Annotated in this window: 3 protein-coding genes; 1 reads left to right on the top strand and 2 read right to left on the bottom strand. The window is 67.2% G+C overall.

From position 1 onward, the window contains the following. Positions 1-623: serine hydroxymethyltransferase (locus JNK68_05625; GenBank protein MBL8539835.1), on the bottom strand; the 623-nt coding region annotated here is incomplete at its 3' end. Between the two features lie 213 nt (positions 624-836). Here JNK68_05625 and JNK68_05620 point away from each other — a divergent pair. Next, a complete protein-coding gene (locus JNK68_05620; protein ID MBL8539834.1) occupies positions 837-2,555 on the top strand; it encodes a potassium/proton antiporter in 1,719 nt (572 codons plus the stop codon). A 19-nt stretch (positions 2,556-2,574) separates the two neighbouring features. Here the strand turns inward: JNK68_05620 and pmbA are convergent, their stop codons facing one another. Further along, a complete protein-coding gene (gene pmbA / locus JNK68_05615; GenBank protein MBL8539833.1) occupies positions 2,575-3,879 on the bottom strand; it encodes a metalloprotease PmbA in 1,305 nt (434 codons plus the stop codon). Positions 3,880-3,928 lie beyond the last annotated feature (49 nt).

Below are 3,928 nucleotides of genomic sequence, written 5' to 3'. Positions count from 1 at the left end.
AGCCCGGCGTAGTGCGCCATGTCCACCATGAGATACGCCCCGACGGCATCGGCAATCTGCCGGAAGCGCTTCCAGTCGATCACCAGAGCGTAGGCGCTGGCGCCGGCCACGATCATCTTCGGCCGGTGCTCGTGGGCCAGTTTCTCGACCTGGTCGTAGTCGATCGCCTCGGTCTCGGGATGCAGGCCATAGGCGACACTCTTGTAGAGCTTGCCGGAGAAGTTGACGCTCGCCCCGTGGGTCAAGTGCCCGCCGTGCGCCAGACTCATCCCCAGAATGGTATCGCCGGGGCTAAGCATCGCCATGTACACCCCGGCGTTGGCCTGGCTGCCGGAGTGCGGCTGGACGTTGGCAAAACCGGCCCCGAACAGCGCCTTCACCCGGTCGATGGCCAGTTGCTCGGCGATGTCCACGTACTCGCAGCCGCCGTAGTAGCGCTTGCCCGGGTAGCCTTCGGCGTACTTGTTGGTGAGCACCGAGCCCTGCGCCTCCAGCACCCGCGGGCTCGCGTAGTTCTCCGAGGCGATCAGCTCGATGTGGTCCTCCTGCCGCCTCAACTCCGCCTGCAGCGATCCCCACAGTTCGGGATCGAAGCCTTCGATGGTGTGCTTGGCGGTGAACATCGCAGTCTCCTTTCGCTCGGCGGATCTTGGCCGAATTCTAGCATCCGCCCGAGGCGCCGCCGCACGCGGCACACTGCGCGCCGCCGCACCCGATGCACCGGATGGCTGAACTTTCGCTTGTCCATCGGCGCCTATCCCGCAAGAATTGCAGGGATATCTCCGACACATACAGGCGCGTTCGCCGCGCCGCTGCGCCACCGCCGCAACTTTGCCTTGAGCTCCGCCAACCACATCATCTTCTTCGGCGCTGCGCTGCTCCTCATCGCCATCATCGCCAGCGCCTTCTCGGCGCGGGTGGGCGCCCCGCTCCTGCTCGTCTTCCTCGTGATCGGCATGCTGGCCGGCGAGGACGGTCCAGGCGGCGTCGATTTCGACGACTTCCGGCTGGCCAACCTGGCGGGCAGCCTGGCACTCGCCGTCATTCTCTTCGACGGCGGCCTGCGCACGCGAGCGGAACTCTTCCGCGTCGGCTTGCGTCCGGCGCTCTCGCTCGCCACCGTCGGTGTGGTCATCACCGGCGCGCTGCTCGGCGCGTTCGCGGCATGGGTACTGGGCATTCAATGGATGCAGGGGCTGCTCATCGGGGCGATCGTCGCCTCGACCGATGCTGCCGCGGTGTTCTCGCTGCTCCATGCGCACGGCATCGCGCTCAAGCAGCGGGTCAGTGCGACGCTGGAAATCGAGTCGGGCAGCAACGATCCGATGGCGGTCTTCCTGACGATCGCCCTGGTCGAGCTGCTTGCATCGGGTCGCACCGAACTCGACTGGCACATCATCGAGACCTTCGTCCTGCAGATGGGGATCGGCGCCTGCGCCGGCTGGGCGGGCGGGCAGGCGCTGGCCTGGCTGCTCAACCGGCTGACGCTGCCGCCGGCGCTGTATCCACTGCTCGCAGCGGGCGGCGGCGTCTTCATCTTCGGCGCGGTGGCGCTGGCCGACGGCAGCGGCTTTCTCGCCATCTATCTCGCCGGAGTGGTGATCGGCAACCGGCAGGTGCAGGGCCAGGAGAACATCCTGCGCGTGCACGACGGTCTCGCCTGGCTCTCCCAGATCGGCATGTTCCTGATGCTGGGGCTGCTGGCCGACCCGGCGGGACTGGCGTCCGTCGCAGTGCCCTCGCTCGCCATCGCGCTGTTTCTGATCTTCATCGCGCGGCCGCTCGCGGTCCTCGCTTCACTCGCGCCGTTTCACTTTCCCTGGCGTGAGCAGGTGTTCATCTCCTGGGTCGGCCTGCGCGGTGCCGTGCCGATCATTCTCGCCACGTTTCCGCTGCTTGCCGGAGTGGCGCAGGCGGGGCTCTTCTTTCACGTCGCTTTCGTCGTCGTCCTCGTGTCGCTGATGGTCCAGGGCTGGACCATCGGGCTCGTCGCCAAGTGGCTGCAGCTGGAGGTGCCACCGACGCCGGAGCCGGCGCAGAAGGTCGATCTCGACGTCGCCGGGCGATTCAATCTGGAGCTCTCCGGTTACAGCCTGAAGCCGGGTTCACCGGCCCTCGGACTTCCGCTGTCGGAGCTCGCCCTGCCGGAAGAGTCGCAGATCGCGGGCATCGTGCGGGGCGGACGGCTCACCCGCCTCGCCCTGGAAGCGCCCCTGCAGGCAGGCGATTACGTGTACATGCTCTCAGAGCGGGACGCACTCGACACGCTGGGGCGGGTGCTCACCGGCACCCAAGCACCGGCCCGGCTGGAAGAGCACGAATTCTTCGGCGAATTCGTCCTGAACGGCGATGCCCGGCTGACGGATCTCGCCGAGGTGTACGGCATCGAACTGCCTCCCGCCATGGAGACGATGACCGCTGCCGATCTGCTGGACCGGCGCTTCGCGCACCGCCCGGTGGTCGGAGACCGTCTGCGGCTCGGGCGCCTCGAACTCGTCGCCATGGAAATCAAGGCCGGACGCGTCGCCAAGGTCGGCCTCAATCTGCACCACTGATGGGCCGACGACAGAGCGTCTACTCGCCCGCCACGGTCATGCGCTCGACGAGGATCGATCCGCACTGCCGTGCACCGCGGATCACGACGTCGTTGCCGATGGCGACGATGCCGCGAAACATCTCCTTGAGATTGCCGGCAACCGTGATCTCCTGCACCGGATAGGCGATCTCGCCGTTCTCGACCCAGAACCCAGCCGCGCCGCGCGAATAGTCTCCGGTCACGCTGTTGACGCCGTGGCCGAGCAGATCGGTGACGAGCAGACCGGTGCCGAGCCTGGTGAGCAGCGTCGGAAAGTCCTCGCCGGTGCTGTCGAGGATCAGATTGTGATTGCCGCCGGCATTGCCGGTGGACTGCAGCCCGAGCTTGCGGGCGCTGTAGCTGCCGAGAAAGTAGCCGCCCACCACGCCGTTGCTCACGACTTCGCGATCGTGCGTGGCCACGCCTTCGTCGTCGAACGCCGCGCTGCGCAGACCCTTCTTGAGGAACGGCCGCTCGTGCAACTGGACGATCGGCGCAAACACCTCTTTGCCCGCGCTGTCGAGGAGGAACGACGACTTGCGGTAGAGGCTGCCGCCGCTCACCGCTCCGACGAAGTGCCCGATGAGCGACGCGGCGATCGGCGCCTCGAACAGCACCGGCACCAGGGTGGTGGGAATGCGCCGTGCGCCGAGGCGAGCAGCGCAGCGTTGCCCCGCCTTCTGCCCCACGGCAACCGGATCATCGAGGTCGCGTGAATCGCGGGCGACCGCGTACCAGTCGTCGCGCTGCATGCCATCGCTGCCCTCACCGATCACCGCGCAGAAGATCGAGTGCTGAGAGGTCGGGTAGCCGCCGATGAAACCATGGGAGTTCGCGTAGGCGAACTGGTACTGGTGCGTGGCAACGCTCGCGCCCTCGGAGTTGGTGAGGCGCGGATCGACGGCCAAGGCCGCGGCCTCGCACGAGCGCGCGAGCTCGATACCTTCTTCCACGGAGAGATGCCACGGATGATGGAGATCGAGGTCGGGGAAATCGCTTGCCAGCAGATCGGCATCTGCCAGGCCTGCGCACTCGTCGGAGCCGGTGTAGCGGGCAATCGCCATCGCCGCCTCGACCGTGCGCAGGAGCGCCTCGCGCGAAAAATCCGTGCTGCTCGCGTGACCGCGCTTGTGACCGAGATACACGGTCACGCCCACGCCCTTGTCGCGGTTGTACTCGATCGTCTCCACCTCGCCGCGGCGCACCGTGACGGTCTGTCCGATCCCCTCCGTCGCCTCGGTCTCGGCCGCGGAAGCGCCCAGGCGTCGCGCGTGTGCGAGCACGTCCGCCGCGATCTCGCGCAGCGCGTCGGGGCTGAAGGAGAAGCCGCTGGCTTTCGGATGATCGAGTGCG

It is taken from the genome of Betaproteobacteria bacterium (assembly GCA_016791345.1).
Lineage (GTDB): Bacteria > Pseudomonadota > Gammaproteobacteria > Burkholderiales > JAEUMW01 > JAEUMW01.
Note: the sequence above shows the minus strand (reverse complement) of the source record. Positions and strands in the feature narration are given on the sequence as shown.